The sequence below is a fragment of the Amycolatopsis sp. NPDC051716 genome (assembly GCF_040681595.1).
Lineage (GTDB): Bacteria > Actinomycetota > Actinomycetes > Mycobacteriales > Pseudonocardiaceae > Amycolatopsis.
In genome coordinates this window covers 101118-116292 of sequence record NZ_JBFAZA010000034.1, presented here as the reverse complement: position 1 = coordinate 116292, position 15175 = coordinate 101118, and the positions used below count along the sequence as shown (strand labels likewise).

Annotated in this window: 17 protein-coding genes; 6 read left to right on the top strand and 11 right to left on the bottom strand. The window is 72.0% G+C overall.

Annotation, left to right across the window (positions count from 1 at the left end; translation table 11 throughout):
- Nucleotides 1-124: 124 nt before the first annotated feature.
- Nucleotides 125-424 carry a DUF1540 domain-containing protein gene (locus AB0M30_RS36210; RefSeq protein WP_103342084.1) on the bottom strand — a complete coding sequence of 100 codons (300 nt, stop codon included), beginning with the start codon at nucleotides 422-424 and terminating at the stop codon, nucleotides 125-127.
- Between the two features lie 281 nt (nucleotides 425-705).
- Nucleotides 706-2721: a phosphocholine-specific phospholipase C gene (locus AB0M30_RS36205; RefSeq protein WP_364593551.1), complete on the bottom strand. Its 2016-nt coding sequence runs from the start codon at nucleotides 2719-2721 to the stop codon at nucleotides 706-708.
- 177 nt (nucleotides 2722-2898) lie between these two features.
- Here AB0M30_RS36205 and AB0M30_RS36200 point away from each other — a divergent pair, with 177 nt between their 5' ends.
- A complete protein-coding gene (locus tag AB0M30_RS36200; protein WP_364593548.1) occupies nucleotides 2899-3435 on the top strand; it encodes a MarR family transcriptional regulator in 537 nt (178 codons plus the stop codon).
- The gene (locus AB0M30_RS36195) at nucleotides 3432-3800 is read left to right on the top strand and encodes a hypothetical protein (RefSeq protein ID WP_364593545.1); all 369 of its coding nucleotides are present in this window, start codon (nucleotides 3432-3434) and stop codon (nucleotides 3798-3800) included. The genes AB0M30_RS36200 and AB0M30_RS36195 overlap by 4 nt, the downstream gene beginning before the upstream one ends.
- Nucleotides 3801-3810: 10 nt before the next feature.
- On the opposite strand, the gene AB0M30_RS36190 is transcribed toward AB0M30_RS36195, so the two are convergent.
- Together AB0M30_RS36190 and AB0M30_RS36185 are read right to left on the bottom strand one after the other, a co-directional pair.
- Complete coding sequence (locus AB0M30_RS36190) at nucleotides 3811-4707, bottom strand: hypothetical protein (RefSeq protein WP_364593542.1); 897 nt, start codon at nucleotides 4705-4707, stop codon at nucleotides 3811-3813.
- On the bottom strand, nucleotides 4700-5329 hold the full coding sequence (locus tag AB0M30_RS36185; RefSeq protein ID WP_364593540.1) for a hypothetical protein: 630 nt from the start codon (nucleotides 5327-5329) through the stop codon (nucleotides 4700-4702). The genes AB0M30_RS36190 and AB0M30_RS36185 overlap by 8 nt, the downstream gene beginning before the upstream one ends.
- A gap of 385 nt (nucleotides 5330-5714) precedes the next feature.
- On the opposite strand from AB0M30_RS36185, the gene AB0M30_RS36180 reads away from it, so the two are divergent.
- Both AB0M30_RS36180 and AB0M30_RS36175 read left to right on the top strand, forming a co-directional pair.
- Nucleotides 5715-6041, top strand: coding sequence for a lycopene cyclase domain-containing protein (locus tag AB0M30_RS36180; protein WP_364593537.1), 327 nt, complete (start codon nucleotides 5715-5717; stop codon nucleotides 6039-6041).
- Entirely contained in the window at nucleotides 6038-6358 is a 321-nt protein-coding gene (locus tag AB0M30_RS36175) for a lycopene cyclase domain-containing protein (RefSeq protein ID WP_364593534.1), read from the top strand. Before AB0M30_RS36180 ends, AB0M30_RS36175 begins: the two co-directional genes overlap by 4 nt.
- A gap of 226 nt (nucleotides 6359-6584) precedes the next feature.
- On the opposite strand, the gene AB0M30_RS36170 is transcribed toward AB0M30_RS36175, so the two are convergent.
- A complete protein-coding gene (locus AB0M30_RS36170) occupies nucleotides 6585-7778 on the bottom strand; it encodes an MFS transporter (RefSeq protein ID WP_364593531.1) in 1194 nt (397 codons plus the stop codon).
- A 113-nt stretch (nucleotides 7779-7891) separates the two neighbouring features.
- Here AB0M30_RS36170 and AB0M30_RS36165 point away from each other — a divergent pair, with 113 nt between their 5' ends.
- The gene (locus AB0M30_RS36165; protein ID WP_364593528.1) at nucleotides 7892-8599 is read left to right on the top strand and encodes a helix-turn-helix transcriptional regulator; all 708 of its coding nucleotides are present in this window, start codon (nucleotides 7892-7894) and stop codon (nucleotides 8597-8599) included.
- Nucleotides 8600-8620: 21 nt separating this feature from the next.
- Here AB0M30_RS36165 and AB0M30_RS36160 read toward each other — a convergent pair whose 3' ends face one another.
- Genes AB0M30_RS36160 through AB0M30_RS36145 form a run of 4 tightly spaced genes read right to left on the bottom strand, consistent with a single transcriptional unit; the run spans nucleotide 8621 to nucleotide 12349 of the window.
- Nucleotides 8621-8944, bottom strand: a complete 324-nt coding sequence (locus AB0M30_RS36160; RefSeq protein ID WP_364593525.1) for a hypothetical protein — start codon at nucleotides 8942-8944, stop codon at nucleotides 8621-8623.
- A gap of 33 nt (nucleotides 8945-8977) precedes the next feature.
- Nucleotides 8978-9724 carry a succinate dehydrogenase/fumarate reductase iron-sulfur subunit gene (locus tag AB0M30_RS36155; protein ID WP_360183239.1) on the bottom strand — a complete coding sequence of 249 codons (747 nt, stop codon included), beginning with the start codon at nucleotides 9722-9724 and terminating at the stop codon, nucleotides 8978-8980.
- The gene (locus AB0M30_RS36150; protein ID WP_364593522.1) at nucleotides 9721-11643 is read right to left on the bottom strand and encodes a fumarate reductase/succinate dehydrogenase flavoprotein subunit; all 1923 of its coding nucleotides are present in this window, start codon (nucleotides 11641-11643) and stop codon (nucleotides 9721-9723) included. Before AB0M30_RS36150 ends, AB0M30_RS36155 begins: the two co-directional genes overlap by 4 nt.
- Nucleotide 11644: 1 nt before the next feature.
- The gene (locus AB0M30_RS36145) at nucleotides 11645-12349 is read right to left on the bottom strand and encodes a succinate dehydrogenase cytochrome b subunit (RefSeq protein WP_364593520.1); all 705 of its coding nucleotides are present in this window, start codon (nucleotides 12347-12349) and stop codon (nucleotides 11645-11647) included.
- An 81-nt stretch (nucleotides 12350-12430) separates the two neighbouring features.
- On the opposite strand from AB0M30_RS36145, the gene AB0M30_RS36140 reads away from it, so the two are divergent.
- Nucleotides 12431-13375: a LysR substrate-binding domain-containing protein gene (locus AB0M30_RS36140; RefSeq protein WP_364593517.1), complete on the top strand. Its 945-nt coding sequence runs from the start codon at nucleotides 12431-12433 to the stop codon at nucleotides 13373-13375.
- Here AB0M30_RS36140 and AB0M30_RS36135 read toward each other — a convergent pair.
- Nucleotides 13368-14222 (bottom strand): TIGR03619 family F420-dependent LLM class oxidoreductase, encoded by an 855-nt coding sequence (locus tag AB0M30_RS36135; protein ID WP_364593514.1) that lies wholly within the window; start codon nucleotides 14220-14222, stop codon nucleotides 13368-13370. The two genes, AB0M30_RS36140 and AB0M30_RS36135, sit on opposite strands and share 8 nt — an antisense overlap.
- Nucleotides 14223-14251: 29 nt before the next feature.
- Nucleotides 14252-14671, bottom strand: a complete 420-nt coding sequence (locus AB0M30_RS36130) for a YkvA family protein (RefSeq protein WP_364593511.1) — start codon at nucleotides 14669-14671, stop codon at nucleotides 14252-14254.
- Nucleotides 14672-15175: the final 504 nt, after the last annotated feature.

Genomic DNA, 15175 nt, shown 5'->3' with positions numbered 1-15175 from the left:
GGCCCCTCTCGCGGCCCCCCCCCTCCCCCCCCCCCGGCGGTTTTTTTTTTTTTTTCTGCTTTAAAACCACCCCAAACACCCCCCCCCACCGCTGCGGCAGAGCGCTCGCCGGGACCGGCTGGCGCTACCTCGTCGTATACGTCAGGCAGTTGGCCGCGTGGGCGCTGTCGCCCGGGCCGACGCGGATGCTGTCCGCCGTGCACTCCAGCGACGAGTTGTGCCGGCAGTCCGTCCGGGAACACGCGCCCACCTGGGCCACTACCCGGTCCAAGCCGCCCTTGGTGTTCAGTGGGACGAATGTTCCGCAGTCCGCCGATCCGTTGCCGCCGCCGACCGTGATGGCGAAGGCGTGGCAGCCGTCGTGGTTGTAGGAACAGCCGCTGACCGTGCACTCGTGCACGGCCGGCATTTCGGTGGTGGTCATCCGCACTCCTGGTTCCGTGGTGGGAAAACAGTCGGTTCCCCGACGCTCCCACCACGAACCAGGCCTCGCAAACGGACGCCACCACGGCCGGGTGACAAAGACCCCCGATAGGGCCTAGTGTCGCGCGTCCGAAGTTCAGTGACAGCAGCCCGGTCCCCGAGCGCCCCAATGTGGCCTTGGTTGCGTTCAACGCACCCAAGGCGGCCTTCGGTGCGTTCAACGCACCGAAGGCCACATTGGGGCGCTCTTCCCGGACGTCAAACAACCTGCGACGCGCGACACTAGTTCGTGAGCGTGTTCGGGTCGCTCGTGCTCGGCCGCCCGTTCTCGACGTGCCCCGCCAGGCGGCGCAGGAACCGCGGATCGCGGTCCGAGGTGATCGAGACGTCGTACCAGTTGCCGCTGCGCCGCGTGTCCACCACCTCGACCACCCGCGCGCCCGGCCGCAGGACCCGCGACGTCGAGCGGCGGCCGTACGCGTCGGTCAGCGTGAGCCGCACCGGGGCCGGACCGCTGTTGGTCAGGACCAGCGCCAGGTTCCCGCTGCGCCCCTCCGGGCGCGCGCTCACCTCGGGTCCCGCCAAGCCGCCGCGGAACTGCCGGACGAAGCCGTTCGGCCCGTGGGCGGTGTAGTCGTAGCCCCCGGCGACGGGCAGCGCGGCGGCGAGCGAGCACCCCGCGCCCGCGGTGTAGGTCCGCGGCTCACCCCCGGGCGAGGTGACGTGGAACGTCGCGCCCGCCAGGCCCTGGTTGACGAACGACAGGTTCACCGCCGCCCCGACCTGGGCATCGACCGCCAGGTCGTACGGCAGCGCCCGCGCCGGCCGCAGCCCCGGCTCCTGCTTCGGCAGCACCGTTTTCGCCGGGACGGCGGGCACGTAGTCCGGGTGCCGCTCGCGGTCCGGCGGGAGGTAGCCCGCGGTGTCCGGCAGGGCCGGCACCCGCGCGTCGGTCCGGGCGAAGTCGAACGCGGAGGTCAGGTCGCCGCACACCGACCGGCGCCAGGCCGAAATGTTCGGCTCGTGCACGCCGAAGCGCCGTTCCACGAACCGGATGATCGAGGTGTGGTCGAACGTCTCCGAGCACACGTAGCCGCCCTTGCTCCACGGCGACACCACGAGCATCGGCACGCGCTGGCCGAGCCCGTACGGCCCGGCCGGGTTCGACGCCGAGCCGGCGAAGATCTCGCGGGTCGTGTCCACAGTGGACTGACCGGCGGTCGCGTACGGCGGGACGACGTGGTCGAAGAAGCCGTCGTTCTCGTCGTAGGTGATGAACAGCGCGGTCTTGCTCCACACCTCCGGGTTCGCCGTGAGCGCGTCGAGGACCTGCGCGATGTACCAGGCGCCGTAGTTCACCGGCCAGTTCGGGTGCTCGCAGAACGCCTCGGGCGCGGTGATCCACGAAACCTGCGGCAGCGTCCCGGCCTTGACGTCCGCGCGCAGCCGGTCGAAGTAGCCCTCGCCCGCCTTGGCGTTCGTGCCGGTGCGGGCCTTCTCGTACAGGGCGTCGCCGGGCTTGGCGTTGCGGTAGGAGTCGAAGTACAGCAGCGAGTTGTCGCCGTAGTTGCCGCGGTAGGCGTCGTCGATCCAGCCCCAGCCGCCGGCGGCGTCGAGGCCGTCGCCGATGTCCTGGTAGATCTTCCACGACACGCCGGCCTGCTCCAGGCGCTCGGGGTAGGTCGTCCAGGAGTAGCCCTTTTCGTCGTTGCCGAGGACCGGTCCGCCGCCCTTGCCGTCGTTGCCCGTGTACCCGGTCCACATGTAGTAGCGGTTCGGGTCGGTCGAGCCCATGAACGAGCAGTGGTAGGCGTCGCAGATGGTGAACGAGTCGGCGAGGGCGTAGTGGAACGGGATGTCCTCGCGCGTCAGGTACGCCATCGTGGTCGAGCCCTTCGCGGGCACCCACTTGTCGTAGCGGCCCCCGTTCCACGCCGCGTGCGTGTCCTTCCAGCCGTGCGGGAGGTCCTGGATGAACTGCAGGCCCAGGTTGTCCGCTTCGGGGCGGAAGGGCAGGATGTCGCGCTTGCCGTCCGACTGCGCCCAGACGGATTTCCCGCTGACCAGGGTCGCCGGCCGCGGGTCGCCGAAGCCGCGGACCCCGCGCAGCGAGCCGAAGTAGTGGTCGAACGACCGGTTCTCCTGCATCAGCACCACGACGTGCTCGACGTCCCGCAGCGTCCCGGTGCGGTGGTGCGCGGGGATCTCCGCCGCGCGGGCGATGCTGGTGGACAGCGCGGAAAGGGCGGCGGTACCGCCGGCCAGCTGCAGAAAACGTCGTCGGTTGACGTCCGTCATGGGGACTCCGGGGGTGTCGTGGTGGCGAGCCGGGTCAGTATGGGCGGCGAAGAGCGAACCTGTCCCGGGAGCGAGGCTAACGCCGGGCGAAACCCTGGTTAACGCCCGCGAGCGGACAGGCCCCGGACAGAGATGTTGACAAAGATACGGAAGCACGTACTAATGTAGTACTTCACTATGAACGACGTACTCAACTTCCCCCGGGACGAGGACGACCGGCTCTACTCCCCCGACGCCCGCAGCGCACTGGCCGGGTTCACCCTCGGTGAAGACACCGGCGCGCTCGAAGCCGCGGCCGCCGTCCGCACCGCCGCGCGGAGCCTCGAGGCGCTGCGCTCACAGGGCACCGACAGCCGCGGCCTCAGCCCGGGCGCCCTCGACATCCTGATCCGGCTCGGCACCGGCGAAGCGAACATCAAGGACCTCGCCGCCTCCGCGGGGGTGAGCTCCCGGAACGTGACTGGCCTGGTCGACACCCTGGAACGCGCCGGGCTCGCCGAGCGCGTGCCCGACCCCCGCGACCGGCGGTCGGTGCTCGTCCGGATCACCGCGGACGGCCGGACGTGGCTGGCGGAGTTCCGGCGGCCGTCGCAGCTGGCCATGGCCGCGCTCTTCCGGGGGTTCACCGCCGCCGAGACGGCCCAGCTGCGGCACCTGTGCCTGCGGCTGGCCGAAAACCAGCACCACCTCGCCCGCCACCTGGAGGACCGATGACCGCACAGACCAGAGAAACCGTGCAGGCCTACCACCGCGCCCGCTTCGCCGGCGACGTGACCGCCGCGGCCGCGCAGCTGGCCGGCACGTTCACCTTCCGCAGCCCGCTGATCGCCTCCGCCGACGCCCGCGGCCACCTCGACGGGCTGGCGGGATTCGTCGGGATCGTCACCGGGGTCGACCTGATCAGCGAGCTCTACGGCGAGACGGAGGCCACGCTCGTCTACGACGTGCACACCGCCACCCCGGTCGGCACCCAGCACACGGCCGAGCACTTCCGGCTGCGCGACGGGAAGATCGAGGCCATCACCCTGATCTTCGACGCGACGCGCTGGCACCCGCTGATGGCGGCCGTGCGGCGGTGACCCGCCGGGATCAGGGCCGGCGGTTCTCGAACTGGAACTGGACCCGCACCGAGCCGTCCAGCGGGACGATGATCGTCGAGTTGCTCGCCGACCACTGGTCCGGCACGAGGAACATCCGGTCCTTGCCGTGGATCAGCAACCGCAGGTGCCGGTACCGGTAGTGGAAGGTCTGCCCGTCGGAGAGGGGCAGCTTCGTTTCCTGGACGCCCGGGCTGCGCAGGAACAGGCTCTCCTTCGTGTCGAGGATGACGCTGGGCAGCTTGTCCAGGCGGCTTGCCTGGTACATCGCGAGCCCGCGGCCGGACCACTGCGCCACGGTGGCCGTCATCCAGAACACGCTGACGGCGATCACCAGGTAGACGAGGACGACGAAACTCCGGTGGAACGAGCCCGCGGGCGGCGCGTCGCCCGGGGTTCGCGCCGGCAGCCGGATGGCCGTGCCGTACTGGTAGAGGACGCCCCCCACCGCGATCAGCAGCGGGGTCACCAGCCCGTACAGCGGCCAGTCCCGCAGGAAGACGTAGCCCACCAGCAGCAGCAACCCGCCGATCAGCGCGCTCAGGCCGGCCGCCTGCACGCCACGGCCCAGCCGGCGCATCCGCGCCGCCGTCCGGATCCGCTGCCGGACCGCGGCGTGGACCGCGACCGCGCCCAGGCCGGCCGCGGTGAACACGAGCAGCGGGGTGAGCAGGGGCTCCGGGCTGCGCATGACGTAGTCCTGCGTGCCGAGCCCGATCGTGTCGACGTCGACACCGAAGTATTCGTACTTCGCCCGGGCGGAGACGTAGCCGAAGTAGAACAGCAGCGCGCTGAGCAACGTCAACGGCGGGATCACCGATTTGCCCGCGTCGACGAGCCGCTCGATCCGGCCGGGTGCCGTGCTTTCCCCGGCCACCGGCTCATCCACTGGGGCTCGACGAGGATTTGGTCACGGAGGATTTGGGCGCGGAGGATTTGGGCACCGACGAGTCCGATCCGGTGATCCCGTGCAGGGAAATGTGTCCCCCGCACGAGCTTCCCTGCCCGGGCGGGCAGGTGAACTTGCCCTTGAGCGTCAGCTCCGCGTCGTCCTTGCCGAGCCCGTTCACCTGGACGGTGCAGCTGACGGCGTCCCGCCGGAAGGTGAACGAGCCGCAGGCAGGACCTCCGCAGCCCCCGGCCGCGCTGAAACCCTTCGGCGGCGTGATTTCGATCTTGGCGACCGTGACGCCGTTGTCCGGGAGCAGCTCCGGCCGGTTCCAGCTGGCGGTCGCGCACTGGTTCCCGGCGGCTTTTTCGTCGCTGCTCCCGCCGATCGGCAGCTGGGCGAGCGCGAGCGCGGGTTCGCCGTTGCCGCTGGGCCTCGGGGCTTCCGGCCCGGATGGCTCCACGCTCGGAGAGCCCCCGCCCGAAGTTTCGGCGGCCGGGGACGACTCCGGGGCGGAGCTCGGCACGCCGGGATCCGACGACGTCGAGCAGCCGGACACCCCGAACGCCAGGACGGTGGCCGCCACGAACAGGGCGCGGCGGGTCGATCGGAACGCATTCATCGTGGTTCCTCCTCGCCTTGCAGAGCCGCGCGGGCAGGAGGTGATACGCGGTCGTGCCGCGCCGGATGGGAAACCTGCTCGATCCGCCGCCGTATTCGGCTCGGCGGTGAACACCGCGCATTCCGCGAATGGCCCGATCGATGGTGCTCCGCACGGAAGGTCCGCGCAAGGTGGTGAGCGGGTCGTAGCGCAACCGTGAACCCGGTCCGGGAGGGCCGACCGCGGCGGCTCGTCCGCACCGCCACCGTAAACTGCCGTATGGCTCGCAGAAGGACTGGGAAAGAATACGGCCGGCCGCTGTTCGACGCCGGTTTCCACCGGGTGCCGGCATCGTTCGCCGCCGGGAGCGCCGCGTCGTGGCGCCGGAACCGGACGGGGAGCTGACGTGGGCCGCGCGGAATACCTGATCGTCCTCGGCGTCTGCGTGCTGGTGACGCTGCCGATCGAGCTGGCCGGCGCGCGGGTGTACCGCAGGCCGGGCCGGCTGGTGCGCGCGGTGCTGCCGGTGGCGGCGGTGTTCCTCGTCTGGGACGCGCTGGCCATCGCCGCCGGCGTCTGGCACTTCGATCCGGCGTTCGTCACCGGGCTGCGCACCCCGTTCGGGGTCCCGCTCGAGGAAGTCCTCTTCTTCGCGGTGATCCCGGTGTGCGGCGTGCTGACCTACGAAGGGGTCGGCTTGACCGGGCGGCTGCTGCGGCGGGTGCGCCGGTGATGCCTTGGGGCTACACGGTTCCGGCCGTCGCCGCGGTGCTCGTCGTCGTCGCGGCGGAGCTGCTGGTGGTGCGCACCGGGCTGTTCCGGCGGCCGGCGTACTGGGTCACCATGGCGATCGTCGTGGCCTTCCAGGTCCCCGTGGACGGGTGGCTGACGAAGCTGTCGGCGCCGGTCGTCCGGTACGCCCCCGGCGGCATCACCGGCTGGCGGTTCCCGTGGGACATCCCGGTCGAGGACTTCCTGTTCGGCTACGCGCTGGTGACCGCCGTCCTGGTGTTGTGGGAGCGGGGAAAGTCCCGGGAGGACGGGGCTTAGGCCCGCCTCCGCTCAGCGGAGGTCCGAGGGGGGTCGACCTGCGAGCGGAGACGGGAGTTCAGGGTCGGTACGGGGGTCGCCTCGCGGCGAAAGGCACAACACGGCTCCTGCGTGACCGGTATTCCGTGAAGGCAAGGGGTGAGGCCCGGGGACACCGCCGTACCGACACTCTGTACAACGTCGCGGCCCCGCTGGTGTTCCGGCCGCGGAGGGTGACGTGCGTCGCTCACCCGGCCGGCACGGGCTGCCGCGTCCGGACCGCCCAGCGGGTCAACGCCGGCACCGGCGCGACGGCCGCGAGGAACACCACCGCGATCAGCAGCCATCCCGGGCCGCCGAGACCGCCGACGGCGAGGGTGAACACGCCGGGCCCCACCATCTGCACGGTGGCCGTGGCCGCTTCGGTCGCGCCTTGGTAGGCCCCCTTGGCGTCTTCGCGCATCAGCCGCACCGAAAGCCCCCAGCCGGCGGCCACGTACGCCAGCTCCCCGACGACGTGCAGCACCGCCGCCAGCCCCACCACCGCGATCGCGCCGGCCCCCGCGCCCCCGGACGTGGTGGCGAGCAGCACACAGCTCGCCGCGAGCACCACGCCGGACACCACCGCCGTGCGCGCGGCCTGGCCCGCCGTGCGCGCGAACCGCGAGAACGGCACCTGGAACACGGCGATGCCCACCGAGCTGATCACGACCACCACGCCCCCCAGGCCCAGTGGCAGGTGCGTCCAGCCGGACAGCCAAAGCGGCAACCCGGCCGACAACATGGCCCAGCACAGCGAAAGCACGGCCGTGGCCGCGGTGAGGCACAGGTACGGCCGGTCCTTCAGCACCACCCGGGACGGCTTTCCCGGGGTCGGCTTTCCCGGGGCCGGAGCGGGCACCAGCAGGGTCGCGCCGGCGAGCACCAGGAAGCTGACGGCGTTCCCGGCGATGGCCAGGGTGTAGGCCCACCGGGCGTCGGCGGTCAGCACCAGGGCGCCGAGGCCGGCACCGGCGGCGTACCCGACGTGCTGGGCCACCCGCTGCCGCGCCAGCACGCGCACCCGCTCGGCGGGCTCGGTCACCAGCGCCGTGATGAGCGCCGTCCGCACCGCCGTCCCGCCGGTGGCCAAGGCGGTGAACGGCACCGTCACGGCCAGGAACGACCAGGTGCCGTCCACCGCGAGGTAACCGGCCATGGCGGCGGCCCGCACCAGGGTGAGCACGACCAGCACCGGCCGCGCGCCCACCCGGTCCGCGAAGGCGCCCAGCGGCACCGCGGCGGCCATGCCCACCGCGCTCGCCACGGCCAGCCCGGCGCCGACCGTGACCGCCGGGAGCCCGGCGATCCGGGTGAGGTACAGCGCCCAGATCGTGAACCAGAGGCCATCGCCGAGCGCGGAAACCCCGCGGCCCCACAGGAGGCTTCGCAGTCCAGCCATGCACCCACCCTTCACGGAGGCGTGAATGGTAACCACGGTCCGCGCGGCCGCGCAATCATCATTCATGATCTCGTGAAGCGTGTTAAGCTCGCGCGCATCGGAAGGGAACGGTGATGGGCGGACTGGTCGATCCGGGCAACGCCGTCCAGGGCGCGATCGTCGAGCTGACGCGCGAACTGGCCGACCCGGTGCGGCTCACGGCCCTGCAGGTGCTGGCCGCGGAAGGCCCGCACACGATGGTGCAGCTGGCCGACGCCCTCGGCGTCACCGCACCACGGCTGGGCAACCACCTGGCCCGGCTGCGGGCCGCCGGGCTCGTGACGGTCGAACACACCGGACGGCACGCGCTCTACCGCGTCGGCCGCGAGGACCTGCTGGGCGTGCTCACCGCCCTCGCGCGCTACGCCGGCAACGAGGGCATCACCCCGCCGGACCGCGCCGAGTCGGGCGCGGACATCGCGCACACGTGCTACGACCACGCGGCGGGACGTCTCGGCGTGGCGGTGTTCGCCCTGCTCGTCTCCCGGGGAGCGCTGCGGCCTCCGGACGGTTCGGCCCCCGAAGTCGCCCTCGGCGACGACCTCTCGGCGTTCGGGGACCTCGGCGTCTCCCCGGCGGAGGTGGCCCCGGGCCGCCGCCGCCCGGCGACGGCGTGCCTCGACCGGACCCACCGCGTCCCCCACCTCGGCGGGGTCCTGGGCCATGAGGTCCTGGAGGCGTTCCTGGCCGACGGCCTGGTCCGGCGCGGCCCGGAGGATCGTGAGCTGCGGATCACCGCGCGCGGGCGGCGCCGGTTCGGTGCCCTGCTGCCGGGGTTCTGACGGCCCCGGCCGGCGACCGGCTCAGGGGAACAACTGCTCCCGCACCCGAGCAGCCTGCTCGGGAGCGAGCCAGCGCAAGGTGAACTTCTCGCCGTACCACTCGAGCTCGGCCGATTCGAGTTCCTGCAGCGCGCTTTCCGTCCCGGGGTCCGCGCGGTCCTCGTACCGCACGCCGTCCGGTTCTCCGGGGTCCGGCCGAGCGAAATCCATGTCCACGTACGTGAACGGGCTGGACGAGACGAGCTCGGGCACCGTGACGAGCAGGTGCCCCGCGAACTTCTCCCCATCGAACACTTCGGCGACCCGGTCGGCGAACGGAAACCCGCTCGGCGCCTGCTCGTCCACGAAAGCTCCCTGCGTCGGTACCGTCACGGAAGCCTAGCGGCGGCCGGAGCGGGTGGCGGCGAGGTACTCGCGGTTGAGGGTCGCGATGCTCGTGAACGGGATGCCCTTCGGGCAGGACGCCACGCACTCGCCGGTGTTCGTGCAGCCGCCGAAGCCCTCGGCGTCCATCGCGTCCACCATGTCGAGCACCCGGCTCGCGCGTTCGGGGGCGCCCTGCGGCAGCAGGCTCAGGTGGGTCACCTTCGCCGCGGTGAACAGCGTTGCCGAGCCGTTCGGGCACGCCGCCACGCAGGCGCCGCAGCCGATGCAGGTCGCGTTGTCGAAGGCCAGGTCCGCGTCCGGCTTGGGGACGGGGGTGGCGTGGGCGTCCGGGGCGCTGCCCGTCGGGGCGCTGACGTACCCGCCGGCCTGGACGATCCGGTCGAGCGCCGAGCGGTCGACGACCAGGTCCTTGACGACCGGGAAGCCCCGGGCCCGCCACGGTTCCACGTCGATCACGTCGCCGTCGGCGAAGGAGCGCATGTGCAGCTGGCACGACGTCGTGCGCTCGGGGCCGTGCGCCTGGCCGTTGATCACCACGCCGCACGAGCCGCAGATGCCCTCGCGGCAGTCGTGGTCGAACGCCACCGGTTCGTCGCCGGCTTCGATCAGCCGCTGGTTCAGCACGTCCAGCATTTCCAGGAACGACATGTCCGGGCTGATGCCGTCGACCGGGTAGGCGACCAGGCGGCCTTCGGCGGCCGGCCCGGCCTGCCGCCAGACGCGGACGGTGAGTTTCATGTGTAGCTCCGCTGGGTCGGGTGGACGTGCTCGAAAACCAGGTCTTCGCGGTGCAGCACCGGCTCGGCGCCGTATTCCCACGCGGCGACGAAAGCGAAGTTCTCGTCGTCCCGCAGGGCTTCCCCTCCGGCGGTCTGGTGCTCTTCGCGGAAGTGCCCGCCGCACGACTCTTCGCGCGCGAGCGCGTCGACGAGCATGAGCTCGGCCAGCTCCAGGAAGTCGGCGATCCGGTTCGCCTTTTCCAGCTCCTGGTTGAACTCCGCGCCGCCGCCGGGAACGCGGACGTCTCGCCAGAACTCCGCCCGCAGCTCCGGCACCCGGTCCAGGGCCTTGCGCAGGCCTTCGCGGGTGCGGGACATCCCGCAGTGGTCCCACATCAGCAGTCCCAGCTCGCGGTGGAACGAGTCGGCCGACCGCGTCCCCCGGACGGCCAGCAGCCGCGAAATCCGGGCGCGCACTTCGGTCTCGGCGTCACGGACCGCGGAGGCGGGAACGTCGCCGAGCCGCGTGCCGCCGAGGTAGTCGTTGACCGTCGCGGGCAGCACGAAGTAGCCGTCGGCGAGCCCCTGCATGAGCGCCGACGCGCCGAGCCGGTTGGCGCCGTGGTCGGAGAAGTTCGCCTCGCCGATCACGAACAGCCCGGGGACGGTGCTCTGCAGGTCGTAGTCCACCCAGAGGCCGCCCATCGTGTAGTGGATGGCCGGGTAGATCCGCATCGGGGCCGCGTACGGGTCTTCCGCGGTGATGCGCTGGTACATGTCGAAGAGGTTGCCGTAGCGGGCTTCGATCGCCGGCCGGCCGAGGCGCGCGATCGCGTCGGCGAAGTCGAGGTAGACGCCGAGACCGCCGGGACCGACGCCGAACCCGGCGTCGCACACGTTCTTCGCCGCCCGCGAAGCGATGTCCCGGGGCACGAGGTTGCCGAAGCTCGGATAGAGGCGCTCGAGGTAGTAGTCGCGCTCGTCCTCGGGGATCTCCCCCGGCGGCCGGGTGTCGCCCGGCTGCTTCGGGACCCAGATGCGGCCGTCGTTGCGCAGCGACTCGCTCATCAGCGTCAGCTTCGACTGGTGTTCGCCCGACCGCGGGATGCACGTCGGGTGGATCTGGGTGAAGCACGGGTTCGCGAAGTAGGCGCCGCGTTTGTGCGCCCGCCAGATCGCCGTCGCGTTGGAGCCCTTCGCGTTCGTCGAGAGGGAGAAGACGTTGCCGTAGCCGCCGGTCGCGAGCACGACGGCGTCCGCCAGGTGGGTGGTGATTTCCCCGGTGACCAGGTCGCGCGCGACGATGCCGCGGGCGCGCCCGTCGGCAACGACCAGGTCGAGCATCTCGGTGCGCGCGTGCAGCTCGACGTTGCCGGCGTCGATCTGCCGGGACAGCGCCTGGTACGCGCCGATCAGCAGCTGCTGGCCCGTCTGGCCGCGCGCGTAGAACGTCCGCTGCACCTGCACGCCGCCGAAGGACCGGGTGTCCAGCAGGCCGCCGTACTCCCGCGCGAACGGCACCCCTTGCGCCACGGCCTGGTCGATGATCTGCGCCGACACCTGGGCCAGCCGGTACACATTGGACTCGCGGGCCCGGAAGTCGCCGCCCTTGACCGTGTCGTGGAAGAGCCGGTACACCGAATCGCCGTCGTTGCGGTAGTTCTTCGCGGCGTTGATCCCGCCCTGGGCCGCGACGGAGTGCGCGCGCCGCGGCGAGTCCTGGAAGCAGAACTGCACGACGTGATACCCCTGCTCGGCCAGCGTCGCGCCGGCCGAGCCGCCGGCCAGCCCGGTGCCCACGACGATCACCCGGTGCCGGCGCCGGTTCGCCGGGTTCACCAGCTTCGCGGCGAACTTCCGCTCGTCCCAACGGTTTTCGAGGGGGACGGCGGGGGCCTTCGTGTCGGCGATCGGGTCGCCCACGCGGTAGAGATCCATGTCAGTGCACCAGTCCCGTCATGATCGCGACCGGGACGAGCGCGTAACCGCCCGCGATCACGACCGCTGTCGTGCTGCCGAAGATCCGGATCGCCCGTTCCCGCCGCGGGCGGGTGAGGCCCAGCGTGCGCGCGGCACTGGCGAAGCCGTGGTGGATGTGCAGGCCGAGCATGGCCAGGGCGGCGAGGTAGATCAGGTTCACCCACCAGACCCGGAAGTCCGCGACGAGGTTGTGGTAGGCGTCGCCGGGGACGAAGTCGCGGTTCACCGTGCCGACGGTGAAGTCGAGGATGTGCCAGACGACGAACACCGCGAGCGTCGCCCCGCCCCAGCGCATCGTCCGCACCGCGAAGGTCGCGCGCGCCGGTGGCCGGTGGACGTACCGGACCGGCCGGGCGCGGCGGTCGCGCCGGGCCAGCTGCACCGCCGCCGTGACGTGCAGGACCAGCGCGGCGAGCAGCACCGCGCGCTGGAGCCAGAGGAACCACTCGCGGCGCAGCACCGGTTCGCCGATCGTGCGCAGCCAGCCGGCGTAGTGGTTGAGCTCGGCGGCGCCCAGGAACGTCTTGAGGTTGCCGACCATGTGCGCGAACACGAAGGCGAGCAGGAGCACACCGGTCACCGCCATGACGGCTTTCTTGCCGATCGTCGAGGCCCAGAAGCGCCGGACGGCGGAGCGCCGGTGCGGGGCGAGCGTGTTCACCACCCGATCGACGGTAGAAGCGCGTCGACCAGAGGTCAAAGACATGATGGCTCTGTGCTCGATAGACAACAGCTATCATCGGGTATGCAGTTCCAGCAGCTCGCCTACTTCGTCGCCGTCGCCGAGCACCGGCACTTCACCCGGGCCGCCGAGCAGGTGCGGGTGGCCCAGCCGTCGCTGTCCCAGCAGATCCGCGCGCTCGAACACGACCTGGGCGCGCCGCTGTTCCACCGGATCCGCGGCAACGTCTCCCTCACCGAAGCCGGCGAAACGCTGCTGCCGATCGCGCGGCGGATCCTGGCCGACACCGAAACCGCCCGGCTGGCCATCCGGGAACTCGACGAGCTCGATCGCGGCCGCGTCCGGCTGGGTGCGCCGCCGAGCCTGTGCACGGGCCTGCTGCCCGCGATGCTCGCGGCGTTCCGCCGCCGCTACCCGGGCATCCAGCTGGAGCTGCACGAAAGCCGGTCGGGCGACCTGCGGCAGCGGCTCACCGAGGGCGCGCTGGACCTGGCGCTGCTGGCGGGCGCCCGGACGACGGCCGAGGCCGGTCTGGCGGCGACGCCGCTGCTGCTCGAGGAGCTGGTGGTGATCTCGGCCCCGGACGCCGCGCCCGCCCCGGTCGCGGGCGACCGCCTCGGCATCGGCGACCTCGCCGGCGTCCCGCTGGTGATGTTCCGCCGCGGCTACGACGTCCGGGAAGCGACGGTCAACGCCTGCCGCGCCGCCGGGTTCGAACCGTCGTTCGCGATCGAGGGCGGCGAGATGGACGCGGTGCTGGAGCTGGTGCGCGCGGGTGTGGGCGCGGCGGTGGTCCCGAGCACGGTGGCGGGCGACCGGTTCCGGAGGACCCGGTTCACCCCCGAGGCGGGGATGACGCGGGTAGTGCAGCTGGCCCACCGCGCGGACGTGGAGCCGACCCGGGCGGTGCGCGCGCTGCGGTCGGCGATCGCCGGGTTCGTGGCCGACCCGGCCCGGCGGGCGAGCCTGCCGCCGGGCATCGAGTCGCTGGTGGACGACGTCAGCTGAGGCCGAACCGGTCGGCGAACGCGGCCATCTCGTCACGCCTTTTCGCGGGCTCGGCCGCGACCGGCGTGACGACCAGGCGCGTCACCCCTTGCCCGGCCAGTGCTTCGACGTCCTCTGTGGACATGTCGAGGCTCCCCCAACGCGTGTACTGGAGGCTGTCCGGGTCACGGCCTGCCTCGCTCGCCGTCGTCCTGGCGAGGTCGAGCTGCCGGCGGCGCTCGTCCGCGGTGAGCGCCCCGCCGGGGAAGTACCCGTCGCCGCGCCGGCCCGCCCGCCGGGCCGCGGCCGCGCTCGAACCGCCGACGTGGATCGGCAGCTCGCGGCCGCCCACCGGCTTCGGGAAGCTGCAGACGTCCTCGAACCGGAAGAACTCGCCGTCGAAGGAGACTCCCTCTTCGCCGCCCGCCCACAGCAGCCGCAGGACGTCGATGGCCTCGTCCGCCCGGCGCCCGCGGGTGGCGAAGTCGACGCCGGCGGCCCGCGCCTCACCCGGCAGGGCACCGATTCCGACCGTGAGCAGCCGCATGCGGCCGCCGGACAGCACGTCGACCGTCGCCAGCCGCTTGGCCAGCACCACCGGGTGGTGGTACGGCAGCAACAGGACACCGGTGCCCAGCAGGATGCGGCTGGTGACGGCGGCGACGAAACTCAGGCACTCCAACGGATCCGCGTACGGCAGGGACGGCGGCAACGCCATCGGCCCGATCTTCGCACCCGGATACAGCGCGACGTGCTCCGGCAGGTACAACGACTCGAACCCGCACTCCTCCGCGTCCCGCGCGAACCCGGCGATCACTTGCGGGTCGGCGCCGAAAAAGGGGGTGCTGTAACTGATCCCGAACTTCACCCTCGAGAAGCTAGACGTTGACGCCCACGTCAAGGCAATGGCCGGATCCCCGTCAACCGTGTGAGGGCGGCGAACCCGTCATCGGTCCCGGGCCAGTGAGCGCGCACGGCACCGAGCCCGGCGCGGCGCACCACCGAGCGCAGGACGGCGCTGACGAGGATCGCGTCGTCGGCGTACCCGAGCACCGGGATGAAGTCCGGCACGAGGTCGATCGGCAGCGCGAGGTAGGCCAGCAGCAGCCCGAGCCGGATCCGGACACCGCGCGGGAGCGTCTTGTCCGCGGCCAGCCGGCGGACCAGCCGCAGCACGTCCGGCAGCAGCCGCAGCGCTTCCCGGAGCAACCCACCGCGCGGCCGGACGAGCACGAGCGCGACGAGGAGGGCGGCCCAGGCGAGCAGCAGGGCGGCGGTGACGCCGATCAGCAGGTCCCACCAGAACGACCCGGTCACGGCGCGAGAGTACGTGGGTGGGGCCCGGCGGTCCAGGGCCGTCGCGGGCTTGGTCGCCCGCCCACACCGGCGCCGCGGTTCGGTGCCGTCGCGATCGAGGCACCCCCGGATCCGCCCCAGCACCACCGCGCGACCAGACCACCGGACAGGCACCGAGCTTCCCGGCATCACCGCCGCCGTCCGGCACTGTCGCGCGATCGAGGCGCCACCGGAACCGCCCCCAACACCACCGCGCAACCAGACCACCAGACCGACACCGAGCTTCCCGGCACCACCGCCGCCGTCCGGCACTGTCGCGCGATCGAGGCGCCACCGGAACCGCCCCCAACACCACCGCGCAACCAGACCACCAGACCGACACCGAGCTTCCCGGCACCACCGCCGCCGTCCGGCACTGTCACGCGATCGAGGCGCCACCGGAACCGCCCCCAACACCACCGCGCAACCAGACCACCAGACCGACACCGAGCTTCCCGGCACCACCGCCGCCGTCCGGCACTGTCT